This window comes from Streptomyces zaehneri, from assembly GCF_032248645.1.
In the GTDB taxonomy this organism is placed as follows: Bacteria; Actinomycetota; Actinomycetes; order Streptomycetales; family Streptomycetaceae; genus Streptomyces; species Streptomyces coriariae.
The window spans coordinates 1-20,141 of sequence record NZ_JASTTJ010000027.1 but is presented as its reverse complement, the minus strand read 5'-3'; the positions used below and the strand labels follow the sequence as shown (position 1 = coordinate 20,141).

13 protein-coding genes are annotated in these 20,141 nt (G+C 72.9%); 8 read left to right on the top strand and 5 right to left on the bottom strand.

All coding sequences use genetic code 11. The features are described from left to right. Window positions 1-130 precede the first annotated feature (130 nt). Together QQM72_RS33915 and QQM72_RS33910 are read right to left on the bottom strand one after the other, a co-directional pair. Window positions 131-1,627: a M23 family metallopeptidase gene (locus QQM72_RS33915; protein WP_314224668.1), complete on the bottom strand. Its 1,497-nt coding sequence runs from the start codon at window positions 1,625-1,627 to the stop codon at window positions 131-133. 408 nt (window positions 1,628-2,035) lie between these two features. Then, a complete protein-coding gene (locus QQM72_RS33910) occupies window positions 2,036-3,016 on the bottom strand; it encodes an esterase/lipase family protein (protein WP_314224667.1) in 981 nt (326 codons plus the stop codon). 500 nt (window positions 3,017-3,516) lie between these two features. Between QQM72_RS33910 and QQM72_RS33905 the strand changes: the two genes are divergently transcribed. Beyond that, entirely contained in the window at window positions 3,517-3,933 is a 417-nt protein-coding gene (locus QQM72_RS33905; protein WP_020132112.1) for a cobalamin B12-binding domain-containing protein, read from the top strand. A gap of 297 nt (window positions 3,934-4,230) precedes the next feature. On the opposite strand, the gene QQM72_RS33900 is transcribed toward QQM72_RS33905, so the two are convergent. Next, a complete protein-coding gene (locus QQM72_RS33900; RefSeq protein ID WP_314224666.1) occupies window positions 4,231-5,841 on the bottom strand; it encodes a DUF5691 domain-containing protein in 1,611 nt (536 codons plus the stop codon). A gap of 97 nt (window positions 5,842-5,938) precedes the next feature. After that, a complete protein-coding gene (locus QQM72_RS33895; protein ID WP_314224665.1) occupies window positions 5,939-7,294 on the bottom strand; it encodes an SWIM zinc finger family protein in 1,356 nt (451 codons plus the stop codon). 179 nt (window positions 7,295-7,473) lie between these two features. Here QQM72_RS33895 and QQM72_RS33890 point away from each other — a divergent pair, with 179 nt between their 5' ends. The 6 genes from QQM72_RS33890 (at window position 7,474) to sucD (ending at window position 16,714) form a co-directional block, all read left to right on the top strand. Continuing rightward, window positions 7,474-8,616 (top strand): ATP-binding protein, encoded by a 1,143-nt coding sequence (locus tag QQM72_RS33890; protein ID WP_314224664.1) that lies wholly within the window; start codon window positions 7,474-7,476, stop codon window positions 8,614-8,616. Between the two features lie 112 nt (window positions 8,617-8,728). Next, window positions 8,729-11,479, top strand: a complete 2,751-nt coding sequence (locus QQM72_RS33885; protein WP_314224663.1) for a DUF5682 family protein — start codon at window positions 8,729-8,731, stop codon at window positions 11,477-11,479. Next, entirely contained in the window at window positions 11,476-12,648 is a 1,173-nt protein-coding gene (locus QQM72_RS33880; RefSeq protein ID WP_314224662.1) for a VWA domain-containing protein, read from the top strand. The genes QQM72_RS33885 and QQM72_RS33880 overlap by 4 nt, the downstream gene beginning before the upstream one ends. Before the next feature lie 65 nt (window positions 12,649-12,713). After that, window positions 12,714-13,883 (top strand): hypothetical protein, encoded by a 1,170-nt coding sequence (locus tag QQM72_RS33875; RefSeq protein ID WP_314224661.1) that lies wholly within the window; start codon window positions 12,714-12,716, stop codon window positions 13,881-13,883. A 743-nt stretch (window positions 13,884-14,626) separates the two neighbouring features. Next, entirely contained in the window at window positions 14,627-15,805 is a 1,179-nt protein-coding gene (gene sucC, locus QQM72_RS33870) for an ADP-forming succinate--CoA ligase subunit beta (RefSeq protein ID WP_314224660.1), read from the top strand. Window positions 15,806-15,826: 21 nt separating this feature from the next. After that, window positions 15,827-16,714, top strand: coding sequence for a succinate--CoA ligase subunit alpha (gene sucD, locus QQM72_RS33865; RefSeq protein ID WP_314224659.1), 888 nt, complete (start codon window positions 15,827-15,829; stop codon window positions 16,712-16,714). Window positions 16,715-16,814: 100 nt separating this feature from the next. On the opposite strand, the gene QQM72_RS33860 is transcribed toward sucD, so the two are convergent. Further along, the gene (locus QQM72_RS33860) at window positions 16,815-18,020 is read right to left on the bottom strand and encodes a helix-turn-helix domain-containing protein (protein ID WP_314224658.1); all 1,206 of its coding nucleotides are present in this window, start codon (window positions 18,018-18,020) and stop codon (window positions 16,815-16,817) included. 96 nt (window positions 18,021-18,116) lie between these two features. Here QQM72_RS33860 and QQM72_RS33855 point away from each other — a divergent pair, with 96 nt between their 5' ends. Further along, window positions 18,117-19,997, top strand: a complete 1,881-nt coding sequence (locus QQM72_RS33855) for a cell division protein PerM (protein ID WP_314224657.1) — start codon at window positions 18,117-18,119, stop codon at window positions 19,995-19,997. Window positions 19,998-20,141 lie beyond the last annotated feature (144 nt).

The following is a 20,141-nucleotide window of genomic DNA, read 5'->3' as shown; positions in this document are numbered from 1 at the left end:
TGCGCATGAAGTGAGCCCCCGCTTCGACGGCGGGGGCTCACTTCATGCGCTTACGGCGAGCGGAAGCAGTCGTGCTCGGGCTTACGGCGGGTGGCTGCGTCGGATAGAGCGTCTACGTCGGGTCGAGCGTCTACGTCGGGTTGAGATCGTGGCTGCGCAGCCACGGCAGCGGGTCGATCGCGGAGCCTCCCGCGGGCCGGACCTCGAAGTGCAGGTGCGGGCCGGTGGAGTTGCCGGAGTTGCCGGAGTACGCGATCGGGTCGCCGGCCTTGACCGTCGTACCGGAGGAGACGCGATAGCTGGAGAGATGGCAGTACCAGGTCTCCGTGCCGTCCTTGGCCGTCACGATCATCATGTTGCCGTAGGCGCTGTTCCACTGCGTCCGTACGGTGCCGTCGGTCGCCGCCATCACGGTCGTGCCGTAGGAGACGGGGAAGTCGATACCGGTGTGCTGGGACATCCAGTTGATGCCGGCCTGGCCGAAGTAGGCGCTGAGGCCGTGCTGCGCGACCGGGAGGGCGTACTTGGGGCGCAGCCGCTCCTTGCGGGCCGCCTCGGCCGCCGCCTTCTTCTTCTCGGCTTCCTGCTGCGTCTTGAGGTCGATACGTTCCTGCGTCCGGCTGGCCCGGTCGGCGAAGTCGTCGGCTCCGGCGCTGAGGGTCTCGAGCTGGGCGTCCAGCTTGTTGTTGGCGGCGACCGGTTTCACCGGCTGCGCGTCCGAGGCGGAGGCCGTGGTGTCCTTGTCGTCGCCGCCGGTCAGCGTGCCGACCGAGGCCGCGGCGATCCCGGCGACCCCCATCACACAGGCCGAGGGCACGGCCACGGTCAGCAGCGCGGAGCGCTTCGCGGGCATCCGGCGCCGGGAACGGTTCGCGTTGCGGGCGGCCGCCCGCCCGCCCGGCGCGGGGGCCGGGGCCGCCTCCTCCTGGTCGTCGAGGAGGAGCAGCGGGGTGTCGTCGGACAACTCGCCTTCGTCCGGGGCGTGTTCGTCGAGCCCGACCTGTTCGAAGGTGGCGGTGGCCTGCTGGTCGAACGGGACCTCGGCGTGCTGTTCGTGCTCGCCGGAGGCCTGTTGGGTGCTCTCGCCGCCGTCGGAGTTCCACTGCGTGGCGTCGTAGGCGCCGGTGTCGAAGGCCTGCGTGCCCCATTCCCACTGCTGGGTCTGGTCGGCGGGGCTCACGGACTGGTCGGGCTGGTGCCAGGCGCTCGCGTCCCACTGTCCGCTGACATCCGGTGCCGTTCCCTGCTGCGGGACGGCGTTCAGTTGCTGGTGGGGATCCGCTGACCAGGCGGTGGCGTCGTATCCGCCCGTGTCGTAGGCGGCCTGGTGCTGGGCCGCGTACCCGTCGTAGTTCAGGGTCTGGTGACTGCCCGTGTCCGGGATCTGGTGGGTGCCGGTGCCCCACTGGGTGTTGTCGTACGTGCCGGTCGCGGAGGCCGTGCCGCCGCCGGGAAGCTCACCGAAGAGCGGGTCGGCCGGCGCGAAGTGGCCGGTCTCGTAACCGTGGTACGTGGTGAAGCCGTCTTGCTGGGCTTCCTGGGTGCCGTACGACGCGTAGTGCGCCGAAGCGGCGTCGGAAGCCGGGGTCGGGGTGGTCATGATCCCCGACGGGTGACGGTCGTTCACCAACTTCTCTTTCGCCGACAACAGGGGCTGCCAGAGCAGTGCGGCGACTGTACCCGGCAGTACGCGGGCACGACAATCTTCCGCAGGTTTCGTGCCTGCGGGAAAGGGGCATTCGGCCGTGTTTCGGGGGACGACGGACGCGGGTTTGGCCCTACGTTCGAATGACGTTCGATATCGGACGGCGGTCGGACGGCGGTCGGACGGCGGTCGGACGGCGGTCGGACGGCGGTCGGACGGCGGTCGGACGGCGGTCGGACGGCGGTCGAAGGGTGGACGGACGAGGGTCGGGCGGCGGTCGGACGGCGGTCGAAGGGTGGACGGACGAGGGTCGGGCGGGGGTCGGGCGGGGGTCGGGCGGTCGTGCGGGGCGCCGGCGGAGGTGTCGCGGAGGTGTTGGCAGGGGCGCCGTCAGGCCACCGTGAGGCCGTCGGCCTGGGTGTCCGTGCGGGCGCCGACGGGCGCTTGCGTACAGGTCGTGTCGAGGGCCTGCCGTATGCCGGTGGCGACAGCCGGGTGGACAGGCAGGGCGAGGTGGCCGATCCCGGTCACCCGGACGTTCTGTACCAACAGGTCGGGATGCTCGACACAGGCGGACTCCAGCGGGTCCATGAGGTGGTCGAGGTCGCTCCAGAAGCTGACGAACTGCGTACGGCAGCCCGGTGCCGGCCGGGAGAGTTCCTCGATCAGCTCGGAGCCCGGGCGCATCTGGCGCACGATCGGGTGCGCGTTCGCCAGCGGCGCCACCCGGGTGCCGGAGTGCGGGGTGCCCAGTGTGACCAGCGTCCTGACCCGGCCGTCACCGCCCAGCCGCTGCACGTAGTAGCGGGCGATGAGGCCGCCCAGGCTGTGTCCGACCACGTCGACCTGCGAGCTGCCGGTGCGTTCGCAGATCTCCTCTATGTGCCGGCCCAGCAGCTCGGCGGCCGTGCGGATGTCGCAGGTCAGAGGGGAGTAGTTGAGCGACTCCACCCGGTGCCTGCCGTGCTGGGCGAGGCTGCGGCGCAACAGGACGAACACGGAACGGTTGTCGATGAACCCGTGCAGCAGGACGACCGGGAGAGGGGCCTTGGTCGGCAGCTGTGCCGGGTCCTCGGCGCCGGTCGGCCTGGGCAGCGCGGGGCGGGCCGTGACGCGGCGCTCCTGGGCGATGCCGGAGGGGTAGAGGAGCAGATGGCCCGCGAGGATCGCGAGATCCAGGGCGGTCGCCTTCAGGAGCGTCAGGGACAGCCCGGCCAGTCTGCTGGGCAGTCCGGGGAGTCCGGGGAGTCCTGGGAGGTTCGGCAGGCTCGGGAGGCTTGAGAGGTTCAGGATGCCCGGAAGGGTCCGCATGTCCGGCAGCAGACGCTGGCACAGCGGAAGAATGGGCTGAAGTGCCCGGGTGACCTTCATGGCCGACCTCCTGTCGGCACGCTGAGGACTTCTCTGTCCCCCGTGTGCCCTCGTGGAAGTCGCGGTGGAGGAGGTCGATCGGGCACGGCAGGGAGTGGGGCGGGTGCGGCCTGGCGTGCGGGGCGTGTACGGCTTGTGTGACACCCGTTACACCGATGACGACAAGGAACCCTGCCGGTCTGGCGACGAGGCTCCCCGCTGTCGTGCCTTACCTGTCCTACGTGCCCATCGTGCCTTCCGATGCGCCGTACCGCCACGCCAGCGGCCTGTGGCGTGACGGTACGGCGACCTCTTTGCGGCTCCCGGTGCGACTGTTCCCCCGTGGTGCGGGGGATCGGTGCGCGGTGAAAGTGTCCCTTCGTGTGATTTCCCCCTCGGTCCACACCGTGAAACTGCCGGTTGCGGGATGCTGACGATAACGTTCGTTCACTTCCCCGGGCGGTGTGGCACGGGGTGTCCGTGCCGTTGAGGATGGACGTAGTCGCTTCATGGAGGCAGTGATGGGTGTGGCAGCCGGTCCGATCCGCGTGGTGGTGGCCAAGCCGGGGCTCGACGGCCACGATCGCGGGGCCAAGGTGATCGCGCGGGCGTTGCGTGACGCCGGTATGGAGGTCATCTACACCGGGCTCCACCAGACGCCCGAGCAGATCGTCGGCACGGCGATCCAGGAGGACGCCGACGCGATCGGTCTGTCCATCCTGTCCGGGGCCCACAACACGCTCTTCGCCGCGGTGATCGAGCTGCTGAAGGAGCGGGACGCGGCGGACATCCTGGTGTTCGGCGGGGGCATCATCCCGGAGGCGGACATCGCGCCGTTGAAGGAGAAGGGGGTCGCGGAGATCTTCACGCCGGGGGCGACCACCGCTTCGATCGTCGACTGGGTCCGGGCGAACGTGCGGCAGCCTGCCGGCGCCTGAGCGGTTGTTTCGCGGGTGGCTTCGGGTCGGCCTTCCCTGGGGGCGCTGCCCCAGACCCCCGGTCGGCCCTGAACGGGCCTCGTCCTCAATCGCCGGACGGGCCGGTCGATGTGGACCGGGGTTCCGGGTCTCCGGGGCGGGCTGGTCGATGTGGACCGGGGTTCCTGGGGTGCCGGGCGGGCTGGATGGGGTGGGTCGGCGCGTCTGAGGTGCTGAGCGGGCTGGATGGGATGGACCGGCGTTTCCTGAGGTGCCGGGCGGGATGGGTGGCCGGCCGGTGGGCGTCGGGTGCCGCTTCTAGGGGTTGAGTTCCGCTGCCATCACCGCCCGCAGGCGCAGCGTCCTGCACAGCCGTTGGAATGCCTCCGCCCAGTAGCCGCCGGCGCCCGGGGAGGCGTCCTCCGGTTCGTCCGGTACTGCCAAAAGGGCGTCCAGGCGGGTTGCCTCCTCCGGGTCGAGACAGCGTTCGGCCAGGCCCATGACGCCGCTGAAGCTCCAGGGGTAACTGCCCGCGTCCCGTGCGATGTTGAGCGCGTCCACGACGGCACGGCCGAGCGGCGTTGCCCACGGCACGGGGCACACGCCGAGCAGTTGGAACGCCTCCGACAGGCCGTGGGCGGCGATGAAACCGGCGACCCACTCGGCCCGTTCGGTCACCGGAAGCGTGCCCAGCAGTTTGGCCCGTTCGGCGAGGGAGACCGCGCCAGGCCCGCCCGCGCCCGGCGCCGACGGCACCCCGAGCAGCGCCCGCGACCAGCCGGCGTCGCGCTGCCGGACGGCGGCCCGGCACCAGGCGGCGTGCAGTTCGCCCAGCCAGTCGTCGGCCACCGGCAACGCCACGATCTGCTCCGGCGTACGGCCGCCCAGGCGCGTCCGCCAGGTGGCGAGCGGGGCCGCCTCCACGAGTTGGCCGAACCACCAGGACCGCTCACCCCGGCCGGGCGGCGCCTTCGCCGACACACCGTCGCGTTCCATGGCGGCGTCGCACTCGTGCGGGGCCTCCACGAGGAGCGTCGGGGTGTCCAGGGTGTGGTCGACGGCCACGCACGCGCCGGCCCGGACCGCCATCCGCGCGGCGAGAGCCGAACCCGGCAGCGCCGAGAGCAGTTCCGCGGCGGTGGCCCGCACGTTGCGGGACCGGTCGGTCAGGGCCTGTTCCAGGAAGGGTTCGTCCCGTGGGCCGAGGCCGGTGCGCAGCGAGTCGAGGAACATCAGCCGGTCCTCGGCACGCTCCGTCGACCAGGACGCGGCCAGCAGTTCGCGGGCCGCGTCGGGGTCGCGGAAGCGGATCGACGCCAGGAGGGCCACCCGCTCGGCGAACAGGCCTTCCCGCCAGAGCCTTTCGGCGCGTTCGGTCTCCGCGGGGCCCGGCAGCGAGGTGCCGCCGCCCGGTGTCGCGCGCAGTGCGAACCGCCAGTCGGGGTTCAGCCGGGCCAGCCACAGGGCGCGCGGTCCGGCGAACTCCAGCGCCGCCGGGCGCAGGTCCGTACGTCCGCGCGCCGCGTCGAGCAGCGCGGGCAGGGACTCGGCGGGCGCGGCGAACCCTCGGGCGTTCACCGCGGTCAGCCACTGGGGCAGCAGCTCCATGAGATCCGGTGCGGTGCCTCTGCGGCCGCCGGCGCCGGTGCCGGGGCGGTCGGCCAGCAGGAAGGCGAGCCGGCGGGCCGCCGCGACGGGCAGTGCCGGACGGGGATCCTCGGCCGCCGGCGCCGGCCGAGCGGCCGCCCGGCCCGGGCGCAGGCCGGCCCGTCGGCGTACGGTCTCCGCGGCCGCCGCGTCCAGGAGCGCGGCCGGCGCGGTCCGGCCGGGGGCCGCGCCCGGAGGTGTACGGCGATCCGTGCCGAGCAGGGCGGCGGTGACCAGGTCCTCCCAGGCGGGCGGTGGGGGGAGGGGCGGGATGGCGTTCACGAGACTCCCTTCCGTGGCTGTTGCCGTTTTGCGCCTGGTGCGCCTGGTGCGCCTGGTGCGCCCGGCGCGGCTGTTGTCGCTGTTGCGGGGCGATGGATCAGCACAGGCGTACCGCCTCTCCCGGGGCCGTCGGCCAGGCCGTCAGCGGGGTGAAACCACGATGGCCGCACTCGCCGAAGACCTTGACGGGGGTACCGCCCGAGAGCGCGACCAGGCGCCACAGGCCGGGGCGTGAGATCGCCGCGGGGGTGAGCGGCAGCGCCGTGTCGCCCTCGGTGTCCGCCAGTTGCCAGGAGTCGCCGTCCGGGGTCGGTATGACGTTGTCCAGCGTCACCGGGACGGAGTCCTGCCAGGGGTCGTGGCGCAGGGTCTCGCCGTAGCGGGCGGTCGCCTCGGTCGTCGTCATGCCAGGGGGACGGGTCCCGGTGAGGACGGGTGGGGCGAACTGCTCGCCGAGAGAGACCCGTTGTCGTCCCGCCGCCCCCGGGTGCGCCGACACCTCGGCGTCCAGCGCGAGGCCGACGGGCAGCGTGAGCTCCGGTGCGCGGCCCGCGGCGCCGTAGGACAGGAGGAGAGCCGTGCGGCCCGAGACGGTGCCGTACAGCCAGATACGGCGGGTCGTCAGTTTCGGGTCCGGCGTGTCGTACTGGGCGAGCACCAGCCAGTGGTCGCGGACCGGCGGACCCGCCGGGGCGGTCGGCAGACCCACGCGGGCGCGGACCGTCGCCGCCAGGGCCTCCGGCAGTCGCTCACGGTGCAACCAGCCCTGGTCGAGGAGATGGAGCAGCGCGCACTCCTCAAGCAACCGCACCGGCCAGTCCGGCCCGGACCCCGGGACCGCCCCCAACTCCCTCACGCGAGAGGCCAGTCCGGGTGCCTGCGCGTCGACCATGCGGGCCGCCGTCTCCTCCCACAGCGCGTACCCCGACTGCTCGGCGGTGGCCAGGCCCGAGCGCAGCAGATCGGCGAGCCGCTCCTCCAGTTCCGTCGCCCCCGCGGTGATCCGCGCGGCGCGTCGCTCGGCCCTGCGGCGCGCTCCCTCGGGATCGGCTGGAGCGGACCCGGAACCGGTGGGGCCGGCCTCCCGTTTCTCCTGTGTACGCCTGTGTCCCGCGATCCACTGCTCGGCCCAGTCCGGTGCCCGCCCCGCCGGCGTCGCCTCCTCGCCGCCCGACCAGAGCAGCAGCAGCCCGAGCGCGTGCTTGCACGGGAACTTCCGGCTCGGACAGCTGCACCTGTACGCCGGACCGGTCCCGTCCGCGGTGTCGACGACCGTCCGGTACGGCGTGCCGCCGCTGCCCTCGCACAAGCCCCATACCGCGCCCTCCCGCGAACTGCCCGTGCCCGACCACGGATCGGCCGTGCCGAGTTTGCTTCCCGCTTTGCGTGACGTGGAGTCAGGCGCCAGTGCCAGCACCTGGTCCGCCGTCCAGCGCACCCCCTGCTGAGTCATGTCATCGAAGGTAGATCCCACCACTGACAATCGGTCCGGCGAGCGTCCGCCGACCGCCGGCCGGCCGTCCTTCGCGGGTGACCGGGAGGGTGTTTTCGCAGGTCGGATCGCATTGTCAGTGGTGTGGTGCACGGTGGACACCAGATGCCGAACCGGCCGAGCTGGAGGGGGCCTCAGCCATGTCCGTGTCCGTAGATCCCACGACAGATCCGACGTCCGCGCAACCGAGTGGGACCGAGCCGGCGCAAGCATTGCGTCCGCACGCCGAGGACGCCTTCGCCGACGAACTCACCACGCTGGCCGCACAGGACGACCGCCCGCGTCCGGCCCGCTGGAAGCTGTCGCCGTGGGCCGTCGCCACCTATCTCCTCGGCGGCGTCCTGCCGGACGGCACAGTGATCTCGCCGAAGTACGTGGGCCCGCGCCGCCTCGTCGAGGTCGCGGTGTCCACCCTCGCCACCGACCGCGCCCTGCTGCTGCTCGGCGTCCCTGGCACCGCCAAGACCTGGGTCTCCGAACACCTGGCGGCGGCGGTCAGCGGTGACTCGACGCTGCTGGTGCAGGGCACCGCGGGCACGCCGGAGGAAGCGATCCGCTACGGCTGGAACTACGCGCAGCTGCTCGCGCACGGGCCGAGCCGGGACGCGCTGGTTCCCAGCCCCGTCATGCGGGCCATGGCGGAGGGGGCGACGGTGCGGGTGGAGGAGCTGACCCGGATCCCGGCCGATGTGCAGGACACCCTCATCACGATCCTGTCCGAGAAGACACTGCCGATACCGGAGTTGGGGCAGGAGGTGCAGGCGGTTCGCGGGTTCAGCCTCATCGCCACGGCCAACGACCGCGACCGCGGGGTCAACGAGCTGTCCAGTGCCCTGCGCCGCCGCTTCAACACGGTGGTGCTGCCGTTGCCCGAGAGCGTCGAGGCCGAGGTGGACATCGTGGCCCGGCGCGTCGACCAGATCGGCCGCTCCCTCGACCTGCCGGCCGCTCCCGACGGCATCGACGAGATCCGCCGGGTGGTGACGGTCTTCCGCGAACTGCGCGCGGGCGTCACCTCCGACGGACGTACGAAGGTGAAGTCGCCGAGCGGCACGCTGTCCACCGCCGAGGCCATCTCCGTCGTCACCGGCGGTCTCGCGCTGGCCGCGCACTTCGGCGACGGCGTGCTGCGGGCGGGGGACGTGGCCTCGGGCGTCCTCGGCGCCGTCGTCCGCGATCCGGCGGCCGACCGGGTCGTCTGGCAGGAGTACCTGGAGGCGGTCGTCCGGGAACGGGCCGGCTGGACGGACTTCTACCGGGCCTGCCGGGAGGTGAGCGCGTGAACGGGAGCGACGCAAGCGAGGGGAACGAGGAGATTCGGGCGTGGGCCCGCGGAGCGTGGAGGGTGGCTGTGGACGACGACACGAGGTGGCCCCGCAGGCGTGAGGGCAGGGGATGACGGGCGTCGCGGAGGGCGGCGGCCAGGGCCCGGAGGCGGGCCGGCCGTTGCTGCTCGGGGTGCGCCACCACGGGCCGGGGTCGGCGCGGGCGGTACGGGCGGCGCTGGACGCCGCCCGGCCCCGGACCGTACTGGTCGAGGGGCCGCCCGAGGCCGACTCGCTGATCCCGCTCGCCGCCGACGAGGACATGCGGCCGCCGGTCGCGCTGCTCGCGCACGCCGTCGACGAACCCGGCCGCTCGGTCTTCTGGCCGCTGGCCGAGTTCTCCCCGGAATGGGTGGCCCTCCGCTGGGCCCTGGAGCACGGCGTCCCCGCCCGCTTCATCGACCTCCCGGCCACCCACACCCTGGCCTGGGAGAAGGAGGGGCACGAGGAGGGCGATCAGGAGGGGCCGGAGAAGGGGCCGCGACCCGAAGAACGGAACGGGGGCGCGAGTGGGGACGGCGACGGGGGCGAGAGCAGGGACGGCGACGGGAACGGGGGCGCGAGTGGGGACGGCAACGGGAACGGGGGCGCGAGTGGGGACGGCGATGTGCCCGGTGCCTGGGAGGGGGTACGGGGGGACCCGCTCGGGCGGCTCGCCGCGGTCGCCGGATACGACGACCCGGAGCGGTGGTGGGAGGACGTCGTCGAGCACCGGCCGACGGGTGCGAAGGACCCGTTCGCGCCGTTCGCCGCCATCGAGGAGGCCATGGGGGCGCTGAGGGAGACGTGCGCAACCGAGGCGGGAGAGCACGGGAGCGGACGGGATCTCGTGCGGGAGGCGTACATGCGCATCCAAGTGCGAGCGGCACAAAGGGAGTTCGGGCCGGACGGGGTGGCCGTGGTGTGCGGGGCATGGCATGTGCCCGCGCTGCGCCGGAAGGTCGCCGTCACCGCCGACCGGGCGCTGCTCAAGGGGTTGCCCAAGGTCAAGGCCGACCTGACCTGGGTGCCGTGGACCCACCGCAGACTGGCCCGTGCCGGGGGGTACGGGGCGGGTATCGACTCGCCGGGCTGGTACGCCCACCTGTTCGGTGCGCCGGACCGGCCGGTCGAGCGCTGGCTGACGAAGGTGGCGGTCCTGCTCCGTGCGGAGGACCGGATGGTGTCCTCGGCGCATGTCATCGAGGCCGTCCGGCTGGCCGAGACGCTCGCCGCCCTGCGCGGCCGGCCGCTGCCCGGCCTGAGTGAGACGTCCGACGCCGTGCGCGCGGTGCTGTGCGAAGGCTCGGACGTTCCGCTGGCGCTGGTGCGCGACCGGCTGGTGGTCGGGGACGTCCTGGGCGAGGTGCCGGCGGGTGCGCCCGCCGTGCCGTTGCAGCGTGACCTCGACCGGCTTCAGCGCCGGCTGCGGCTCAAACCGGAGGCGGGAGCACGCGAGTTGGCGCTCGATCTGCGCAAGGACAACGACGCCGAGCGCAGCAGGCTCCTGCACCGGCTGCGGCTGCTGCGTATCGAGTGGGGCGATCCGGCCGCCTCGCCGGGCGGTACGGGGACGTTCCGGGAGGCGTGGCGGCTGCGGTGGGAGCCGGAGCTGTCGGTGCGGACCGCCGAGGCCGGGGTGTGGGGGACGACCGTCCTCGCCGCGGCCACCGCCAAGGCGGAAGCGGACGCCGTCGCCGCGCGGGGCCTCGCAGAGGTGACCGGGCTCGCCGAGCGCTGCCTCCTGGCCGGGTTGCCGGACGCGCTCCCGACGGTGATGCGGGTCCTCGCCGACCGGGCGGCACTCGACACGGACGTCGGCCATCTCGCCCAGGCCCTGCCCGCGCTGGTGCGTTCGCTGCGCTACGGCGACGTACGGGGCACCGACACCCGAGCGCTGGCGGAGGTGGCCGCCGGCCTCGCCGAACGGGTCTTCGTCGGCCTCCCCCCGGCCTGCGCCTCACTGGACGCGGACGCGGCGGACGAGATGCGGCGCCATGTGGACGCGGTGCACCGAGCGGTGGGGATGCTGGAGGAGACGTCGACGACCCCGGGACGGGCCGACGCGCCGACCGGGGCATCGGCAGACGCACCGACCGGGTCTCTGACCGACGCGCGGGCCGACGCCACCGACGCACTGACCGGGACGGAGGCCGGGACGGCGGCCGGGGCAGCGGAGGGCCGCTCCGGAGCCGTGCGGACGGACGGGGGCGAGGGGCGCCCGGGGGCCTCCACGGGGGTCGACCGGGGCCTCGGCGGCGGGTCCCGGGCGGGCCGCGGGGGTCTGCGGGAGCGCTGGCGGGGGGTGCTGCGGGCGCTCTCCGGGCGGGACACCGTGCCCGGGGTGATCCGGGGACGGGCCGTGCGGCTGCTTCTGGACGAGGGCGAGTTGGACCAGGACGAGGCCGCGCGGCTGATGGGGCTCGCCCTGTCACCGGGGACACCGCCGTCGGACGCGGCCGCCTGGATCGAGGGGTTCGTCGGAGGCGGCGCCGGGGGCGGGCTGCTCCTCGTGCACGACGAACGGCTGCTCGCGCTGGTCGACGGATGGCTCACGGCGGTGCCGGCGGACGCGTTCAAGGACGTACTGCCGTTGCTGCGGCGGACGTTCTCGGCGTACGAACCCGGGGTGCGCAGAACGCTCGGCGACCTGGTCCGACGCGGCCCGGGGCAGCGGGGCGGCGGGCCGGGAACCGACTCCGGGACGACCGGGTTCGCGGCCGGACTCGACGAGGGACGCGCGGACGCCGTCCTGCCGGTGGTGCGGCTGCTGCTGGGGCTGGGGCCGGGGCCGGAACCTGGCCCGGCCGACGACGACGAACTCGCGCGGGTGGGCACATGACGACGACCGACGCGGCGACGACCGAGGCCGGACAGGAGCGGCTGCGGCGCTGGCGGCTGGTGCTCGGGGGCGACACGGCGGACGGCACCGGCCACGGGCTCTCCGGGCGGGACGCCGAGATGGACGGGGCGCTCACCGCGCTCTACGGAAAGGAGAACGGGGCGCGGACGGGCCGGGACCGCTCGGCGGGGCTCGGGGCCTCGGCGCCGTCGGTGGCCCGCTGGCTCGGGGACATCCGCACGTACTTCCCCTCCTCCGTCGTCCAGGTCATGCAGCGCGACGCCATCGACCGGCTGGGGCTGTCCGCGCTGCTGCTGGAACCGGAGATGCTGGAGGCGGTCGAGGCCGACGTGCACCTCGTGGGCACGCTGCTCTCGCTGAACAGGGCGATGCCGGAGACGACGAAGGAGACGGCACGGGCCGTGGTCCGCAAGGTCGTCGATGACCTGGAGAAGCGGCTCGCCACCCGCACCCGGGCCACGCTCACCGGCGCCCTCGACCGAGGCACGCGCGTCAGCCGCCCGCGCCATCACGACATCGACTGGAACCGCACGATCGCCGTCAACCTCAAGCACTACCTGCCCGAGTACGGCACGGTCGTGCCGGAACGGCTCGTCGGCTACGGGCGGGCGTCGCGGTCCGTGAAGAAGGAGGTGATCCTCTGCATCGACCAGTCGGGTTCGATGGCGTCGTCGGTCGTGTACGCGTCGGTCTTCGGGGCGGTACTGGCGTCGATGCGGTCGATCAGCACCCGGCTCGTCGTCTTCGACACCGCGGTCGCCGATCTCACCGACCTGCTCGACGACCCGGTGGACGTCCTGTTCGGCACCAGGCTCGGCGGCGGAACGGACATCAACCGGGCGCTCGCGTACTGCCAGGCGCAGATCACGCGGCCCGCCGAGACGGTGGTGGTGCTCATCAGTGACCTGTACGAGGGAGGCATACGGGAGGAGATGCTCAAGCGCGTCGCGGCGATGAAGGCGTCCGGCGTGCAGTTCGTCGCGCTGCTCGCGCTGTCGGACGAGGGGGCGCCCGCCTACGACCGGGAGCACGCGGCGGCACTCGCGGCGCTGGGCGCACCGGCGTTCGCCTGCACGCCCGATCTGTTCCCGGACGTCATGGCGGCGGCGATCGAGAAGCGCCCGCTGCCCGTGCCGGACACCGCCTGACGCGATGCGGGACGCACATGCAAGGATCGGGGCACGTAGTCGCCGCACGGGAGGAACCTCCCCCCTTGACCTGGCCCACCGCCCTGCCTGGTGCCGCTCTGCGGATCCTGCGCGTCGTGCGCGGCGCGGCCGGGCGGCGCGTGGTGCAACTGGCGCTCCTGGTGGGCGGGTTGTTCGCGCTCGGGTTTCTCTGCGGGGAACAGGCACACGCGGCGGGGGGCCCGTCCGCACCGGCCCTGTCGGCGCCGGCGCTTTCCGCACCGGCCCTGCCGCAGGTCCCGTCCGTGCCGGCGCTTTCCGCACCGGCCCTGCCACCGGTCCCGTCCGTGCCGGCGCTTTCCGCACCGGCCCTGCCGCAGGTCCCGTCCGTGCCGGCCGGGGTGACCGACCAGGTCGTGGGCCTGAGTTCGGTTCCGGCGGGCGGTGATGTCGTGGTGGCGGCCGTGGGTGAACAGCGTGGGCGGCTCTCGGCGCAGGTGTCGCCGCCGCCCGTCTCGTCGTCGCCGCGGCTGCCGATCGCGCCTGCCCGTCCCGAGCTCCCTGACCCTTCCGAGCTCGCCAAGCTCCCCAAGCTCCCCGTGCTTGCAGATCTTCCCAAGCTCCCTGACGTCTCCGGCCCGACCTACCTCCCGAGTCTTCCCACCCTCCCAGCACTTCCTGACCTGCCCGACCTACCCGACCTGCCCGCACTCCCCGCACTCCCCGCCCTCTCCGACCTTCCGGCCCTTCCGTCGGTTCCGGTGCGGACGCTTCCGGTGCCGGTCGTGGAGGTGCCCGGACAGGGCTCCAGGGGCACCCCGTCACCGGACGGACACGGGCTCGGGCTCGGTGATCGGAAGGCTGTCGGCGCGGTGCCGGTGCCGGTGACCGCGAAGGTGACGGCGGCGGACACGGCGGCGGATGTGGCGGTGGATGCGGAGACGGCGTCGTACGGCCCGGTGAGCACCGACGGCGGGGGTTCGGTCGACGCCGGTCACGGCGTCGCGTCCGCCCGCACCGGTCAGGCTCCTGCGTACGCTCCCGGGCCGGTGCGCCGCGGGCCCGCCGATGACCGTGACGGGGTGCTGAGCTGCGGTGCGTCGGCGCTCGACGGCGGTGCGTCCCGGCACGGCGACACACATGCCGTCACCCTGAGTCACCGGATCCCGCTGCGGCTGGTGCCCGGCAGCGCCGCGCGCTCCGAGGCGGCCGGTACCCGGGACGGGCACCGGAACATCCCGGTCTTCCCCGGCTAGGGCCAGGCGCCCTTCCTCCCCGAGCCCCGGTTCGCTGGATCACCCGGATCACCGGTTCACCCGGATCACCGGTTCACCCGGATCGCCCGGTCCACGGGATCACCTGGTCCACGGGATCACCTGGTCCACGGGATCGCCCGGTCCACGGGATCACCTGGTCCACGGGATCGCCCGGTCCACGGGATCACCCGGTCCACCGGATCACCCGATCCACCGGTTCACCCAGGCCTTCCGGCGTTCGGGGCTCTGCGCAGATTGCGCGAACCACGGTCCACGGCAGCGCGTCACGCGTCTGACCGGTTGACTCCGTGAGGCGGCAGGCCCCCGGACGGCCGAAAGCCACCGGTTCGTCCGACCGAAACCTCACGGTTGGGGTCGAGTGGTCCTCATTGGGGTGAGGATCGACCGACCTGAGCCCCTGAGGGGCTGTTCAGGGGGCCTCACCGGGTCAACCCCAACCCGGTGAGGCCCTTCCCGTCTCCGCTCCCGTCTCCGCCCGATCTCCTCACACCCGGCACCGGGTGCCAGTGATCCCGGCATCATGTGACAGGTATCACCGCTCAGGTGTGACCCTCGATTTAGGGGCCTCATGCAAGCAGCGATAACCTGCGAGACGGACATGCCGCGCGCTCGGACACCGTGTGCGCCTCCCTTGTGACTGACAGACGGCGGACGTCACGTTGCCCTCGCGGCACGCCCACGCAGACAACGAACCGCGAGATCACTGATAGGGACGGAAGCGCGTGGACCTGTTCGAGTACCAGGCGAGGGACCTCTTCGCCAAGCACGATGTACCGGTGCTGGCCGGTGAAGTCATCGACACGCCTGAGGCGGCCCGCGCAGCCACCGAGCGTCTCGGTGGCAAGTCCGTCGTCAAGGCCCAGGTGAAGGTCGGCGGGCGTGGCAAGGCCGGCGGCGTGAAGCTCGCCGCCACCCCGGACGAGGCCGTCGCCCGTGCGACGGACATCCTCGGCATGGACATCAAGGGCCACACGGTCCACAAGGTGATGATCGCCGAGACGGCCCCGGAGATCCTGGAGGAGTACTACGTCTCCTTCCTCCTCGACCGTGCCAACCGCACCTTCCTCTCCATCGCGTCCGTCGAGGGCGGCATGGAGATCGAGGAGGTGGCGGAGACCCGCCCCGAGGCCGTCGCCAAGACGCCGATCGACGCCAACGAGGGTGTGACCCCCGAGAAGGCCCGTGAGATCGTCGAGGCCGCGAACTTCCCGGCCGAGGTCGCCGACAAGGTCGCCCATGTCCTCGTGACGCTGTGGAAGACCTTCATCGAGGAGGACGCCCTCCTCGTCGAGGTCAACCCGCTGGCGAAGGTCGCCTCCGGCGACGTCATCGCCCTCGACGGCAAGGTCTCGCTGGACGAGAACGCCGAGTTCCGTCAGCCGGGACACGAGGAGTTCGTCGACCACGCGTCGGCCAACCCGCTCGAGGCCGCCGCGAAGGCGAAGAACCTCAACTACGTCAAGCTCGACGGCGAGGTCGGCATCATCGGCAACGGCGCGGGTCTCGTGATGAGCACCCTGGACGTCGTCGCGTACGCCGGTGAGGCGCACGGTGGGGTCAAGCCCGCCAACTTCCTCGACATCGGCGGTGGCGCCTCCGCCGCCGTCATGGCGAACGGCCTGGAGATCATCCTCGGCGACCCGGACGTCAAGTCCGTCTTCGTCAACGTCTTCGGTGGCATCACCGCCTGTGACGAGGTCGCCAACGGCATCGTCCAGGCGCTTCAGCTGCTCGCGGACAGGGGTGAGGAAGTCACCAAGCCGCTGGTCGTGCGTCTCGACGGCAACAACGCCGAGCTGGGTCGCAAGATCCTCTCCGACGCCAACCACCCGCTGGTGCAGCGTGTGGACACCATGGACGGCGCGGCCGACAAGGCCGCCGAGCTCGCGGCTGCGAAGTAAGGGAAGAGGGACAGAACAGCCATGGCTATCTTCCTGAACAAGGACAGCAAGGTCATCGTCCAGGGCATGACCGGTGCCACGGGCATGAAGCACACCAAGCTCATGCTGGCGGACGGCACCAACATCGTCGGTGGCGTGAACCCCCGCAAGGCGGGCACGTCCGTCGACTTCGACGGTACCGAGATCCCGGTCTTCGGCACGGTCGCCGAGGCGATCGAGAAGACGGGCGCCAACGTGTCCGTCCTCTTCGTGCCGCCGGCCTTCGCGAAGGCCGCCGTCGTCGAGGCGATCGACGCGGAGATCCCGCTGGCCGTCGTCATCACCGAGGGCATCGCCGTCCACGACTCGGCCGCGTTCTACGCGTACGCCGTGTCCAAGGGCGACAAGACCCGGATCATCGGCCCGAACTGCCCCGGTCTCATCACCCCGGGCCAGTCGAACGCCGGCATCATCCCGGGCGACATCACGAAGCCGGGCCGTATCGGTCTGGTCTCGAAGTCCGGCACGCTGACCTACCAGATGATGTACGAGCTGCGTGACATCGGCTTCTCGTCCGCCGTCGGCATCGGTGGCGACCCGATCATCGGTACGACGCACATCGACGCCCTCGCCGCGTTCGAGGCCGACCCCGACACCGACCTGATCGTCATGATCGGTGAGATCGGCGGCGACGCCGAGGAGCGGGCCGCGGCCTTCATCAAGGACAACGTGAAGAAGCCGGTCGTCGGATACGTCGCGGGCTTCACCGCGCCCGAGGGCAAGACCATGGGCCACGCCGGCGCCATCGTCTCCGGCTCCTCCGGCACCGCCCAGGCGAAGAAGGAGGCCCTCGAGGCCGCCGGCGTCAAGGTCGGCAAGACGCCGACCGAGACGGCGAAGCTGGCCCGCGAGATCCTCGCGGCCGGCTGAGTTCCAGGCCGGGTGCCGGTGGGCCCGCTCCCCTTGTGGGGAGCGGGCCCACCGGCGTTTCCGGGGCGTGGGCGCCGCGCCGGGCGGATCCGGGCCGGTTTCATTCGGCCAGCGGGATCAGCCGTTGCGGGCCGTGCAGGATCCCGGACCTCAGCTTGGCGCGCAGGTTCAGTTCCGCGTCCGAGAGCGTGCCGGGGGCCGATCGCGGGGGGACGCCCTGCACCGTCTCGCCGGGGGGCACCGCGGGCTCGTAGCGGGTGGGGGCGGTGCGTACGGTCAGTGCGGTCGCGCCGATGATCGCGACCGTGAACGCGATCGCCGCCCTGGTCCAGAAGCGGGCTCGCTGTTCGCTGCCCGCCCGCACGGTGGTCGGCTCGGCCGCGCACAGCCGTTCGGCGGACGCCACCTCCGCCAGCCGTTGGTGCAGTGCCGAGGGGCTCGCCAGTTCGGGCAGCCGCGCGGCCACCGCCTCGCGGGCGTGCAGCAACCGGTTCGCGGTCGCGGGGGTGCTCGCCTCCGTCTCCGCCGCCGTCTCCGGGAGGTCGAGGCCGACACCGTCGTAGAGGAGGAGCGTGCGGCGGTAGGGTGCGGGGAGGGTCAGCAGGACGTCCAGCAGCGCGCGGTCGGCGGCGTCGGACGGGGGCGGCTCCGGGTGGCGGTAGCGGGGGCGGAACCGGTGCCAGGGCGAGAGCGCGTACTCGTACGCCGTCGCCCGCACCCAGCCCGCCGGGTCCCGGTCCACGGCCACCTCGGGCCAGCGCTGCCAGGCCAGTTGGAACGCCCGCTCGACCGATTCACGGGCGAGCTCGCGGCGGCCGGAGAGCAGGTATGCCTGCCGCACGAGGGCGGGGGCGCAGAAGGCGTAGAGGGCGTCGAAGGCCTGATCGGGCGTCAGGGTGGTCCCGGTGGGCCGGCCTCCGGGTGCTTCCGGGGCTCCAGGGTCTCCGGGGTCTTCAGGTCCTCCAGTGCCTCCAGTGCCTCCAGGTCCTCCAGTGCCTCCAGCGCCTCCGGGGATTTCCAGGGTTTCGGGGTGGTGGGAGTCGTTGTTCAGGCACACCGTCACCTGGGGTGGGCGCGCCGCCTCCCGGGTGTTCGTCACCATGTCCGCCTCGGTCAGCGATGCCAGCAGTTTCGCGTACGCCTCCCGCCTGCGGCCGCGCGGCGTCGTGCGGCCGGACTCCCACGCGTGCACCGTCTCCCGGGTGACGCCCACCCGCTCGGCGACCTGATCAGGTGTCAGCGAGGCCGCCTCGCGCAGGTGTCTGCGCAGCTCGGGCGGGGGGAGTGGGGCAGGGCTCTGTGTCACAGGGGAACCCTTCGCACGAAAATGTACATAAACGTATATTGAGCGACACAACGGGACTTCGCCTGTTACGACGGGAAAGCGCGTGTCGTTGGGAGCATGACGGGCGTGACCCAGATGACCGCTCGCCGACTGTCGTTGTCGCCCCTGCTCAGCCGGATGCGTGACCGATCTTCCGGGCTGGCCGCCGGCCTCCTGGGCGGTGCGCTCGCGGCCGGGCTCGGGCTCGGTTCGTTCGCCGTGCTCGTGATGGTGCTGTGGATCAGCTCGCCGTATCCCGACAGCGGGCCGGACGGCGCGCTGCACGTCGCCGCCGCGCTGTGGCTGCTGGCCCATGGCGCCGAACTGGTGCGCGTCGACACACTGTCCGGGATCCCCGCGCCGGTCGGCGTCACCCCGCTGCTGTTGCTCGCGTTGCCGGTGTGGCTGGTGCGGCGCGCCGCGCGGGACGCGGTGGACGGGGGCGGCCGTGACGACGAGGGCGCGACGCGTCGGGGAGCCCGTACGGCGTGGGCGGGTGTCGTGCTCGGCTACCTCGCCGTAGGGACGGGCGTCGCCTGTTACGCCGCCACCGGTGGCGCGCTGCGGCCCTCGTGGGCGTGGACGGCGGCGTGCGTGCCGGCGGTGGCGGTGCTGGCAGCCGGGGCGGGGGTGTGGTCGGCCTACGGCTGTCCCCGCGGGCCCGTCGACAGCGCGCTGCTGGTGCTGCCCCGCGGTGTGCGGCTGCTGCTGCTCGAGCCGGCCGGGCGGGAGCGGCTCGGGGTCGCCGGGCGCGCGGCGGGGGCCGGGGCGGCGGTGCTCCTCGGGGGCGGGGCGGCGCTGGTGGCGGTGTCCTCGGTGTGGCACGTGGGCGCGGCCCGCGAGGCGTTTCTCCAGCTGACGGAGGGTTGGTCGGGGCGGTTCGCGGTGCTGTTGCTGTGCGTGGCGCTGGTTCCGAACGCGGCGGTGTGGGGGGCGGCCTACGCCCTCGGGCCGGGGTACGTCCTCGGCGCCGGACATGTGGTGGCGCCGTTGTCCTCGGACCCGGCGCCCCTGCTGCCGCCGTTCCCGCTGCTGGCGGCGGTGCCGGAGGCGGGGGGCGGGACGCCGTGGAACTGGGCGGTGGGGGTGGTACCGGTGGTCGCCGGAGTGATGGTGGGGGTGTGCGTGGCGCGGGAGGCGGGGGCCGGCGGCGCGTGGTCGCGCGGGCGGACCGCGGGGGCTGTGGTGCTGGCGGGGGTGTCGTGCGGGGTGCTGATGGGAGGGCTCGCGGGTTTGGCCGGTGGGCCGTTGGGGGTTTCCGCGTTGGCTCGGTTCGGGCCGGTGTGGTGGCAGGTGGGGGGTGCGGTGGTGTTGTGGACCGTGGGTGTGGGGGTGCCGGTGGCCTTGGTGGTGCGGGGGTGGCTGCGCTGGGGGACGGCGAGGGCGGGGAAGGGTGGCTCTGCGGGCTCTATGGGCTCTATGGGCTCTGCGGGTTCTGCTGTCGCCGGCTCGGTGGTGGGGGCCGAGCTGTACGACTTCTCGCCGGTGGTGCGCGGCGGCGGTACGTTCGCGCATGGCGACGCTGCCGAGACTGTCGCGCCGGTGTCGTCCGCGCCGTCCGCGCCGTCCGCGTCGTCCGTGTCGGCCGCGCCGTCCGTGCCGCCTGTGCCCGCCATGCCGACCGCTCCGCCCGTGCCTGCGGTTGCGCCCGCGTCTGTCGAGCTGGTGGATCCAGGCGGCCCGCTGGACGCCATGGACCAGCGGGACCCCACGCACCCTATGGACCTCGGGGACCCCATGCGCCCTATGGGCCCCCGGGATCCCATGTACCCCCTGGACCTCATCGATCCCCTGGACCTCATCGACCCACTGGACCCCGGGCGCCCCGAGGGCTACGTGGAGCCGGTGTGGCATGGGGATGTGGCTCGGGAGGTTCGGTGGGCGGAGTTGCGGGAGGCGGGGGAGGGCGAGGAAGTGGACGGTTCGGAGGGGAGTGAGGCGGGTGGAGTGGGGCGGTGACCGCCCAGGGGGTTTTCGCCCCCGCCGCCCCGTCCCCTCCCGTCCCCGCCGCCCCTTCCCTTCCCGTCCCCGGGGGCTGCCGCCCCCGGACCCCCGCTTCGGCCCCTGAAGGGCCTCGTCCTCAAGCGCCGGACGGGCTGAAAA

Bases quoted from the DNA above. Each gene is read 5' to 3' on its own strand.
- QQM72_RS33910 (WP_314224667.1), bottom strand. From the start codon at position 3,016: ATGAAGGTCACCCGGGCACTTCAGCCCATTCTTCCGCTGTGCCAGCGT.
- QQM72_RS33905 (WP_020132112.1), top strand. From the start codon at position 3,517: ATGGGTGTGGCAGCCGGTCCGATCCGCGTGGTGGTGGCCAAGCCGGGG.
- QQM72_RS33895 (WP_314224665.1), bottom strand. From the start codon at position 7,294: ATGACTCAGCAGGGGGTGCGCTGGACGGCGGACCAGGTGCTGGCACTG.
- QQM72_RS33890 (WP_314224664.1), top strand. From the start codon at position 7,474: ATGTCCGTGTCCGTAGATCCCACGACAGATCCGACGTCCGCGCAACCG.
- QQM72_RS33885 (WP_314224663.1), top strand. From the start codon at position 8,729: ATGACGGGCGTCGCGGAGGGCGGCGGCCAGGGCCCGGAGGCGGGCCGG.
- QQM72_RS33880 (WP_314224662.1), top strand. From the start codon at position 11,476: ATGACGACGACCGACGCGGCGACGACCGAGGCCGGACAGGAGCGGCTG.
- sucD (WP_314224659.1), top strand. From the start codon at position 15,827: ATGGCTATCTTCCTGAACAAGGACAGCAAGGTCATCGTCCAGGGCATG.
- QQM72_RS33855 (WP_314224657.1), top strand. From the start codon at position 18,117: ATGACGGGCGTGACCCAGATGACCGCTCGCCGACTGTCGTTGTCGCCC.